Annotated in this window: 1 pseudogene; it reads right to left on the bottom strand. The window is 50.7% G+C overall.

The features are described from left to right. Positions 1 to 383, bottom strand: a pseudogene (locus BZG25_RS15765) (IS110 family transposase); the annotation flags it as partial.

The raw sequence follows: 383 nt of genomic DNA, 5'->3' as shown, positions 1-383 counted from the left end.
GCGATAATCGCCGTTGCTGTTTGTGGGCCAATGCCGCGAACATTAAGAATACGCTGGGCATTAGGACTGGCCTTGGTAACCATATCGAAACACTGCTCGGTATCGGCGATACGCTGATTAAGTGTTTGTAGGTGGTCAAAACAATCTGCCACGACAGCACGAGCAATATCAGGCAGGCCATTCTCTGCTGCCTCGAGAATGAGTGGTACTTCTCTGTGAATGGCGGCTCGTCCCGTTGGAATAATAATGCCGAACTCTGCCAGTAATGCACGAATACGATTAATGAGGGCGGTACGTTCATTGACCCAATGCTCACGTACACGATGAGTCGCGAGAATCGCTTGGCGTTCGGGTGACTTAACAGGAATGAACCGGCTGTTTGG

Origin of the sequence: Salinivibrio sp. ML198 (genome assembly GCF_001996015.1) — a bacterium.
Classification (GTDB): domain Bacteria; phylum Pseudomonadota; class Gammaproteobacteria; order Enterobacterales; family Vibrionaceae; genus Salinivibrio; species Salinivibrio siamensis.
Note: the sequence above shows the minus strand (reverse complement) of the source record. Positions and strands in the feature narration are given on the sequence as shown.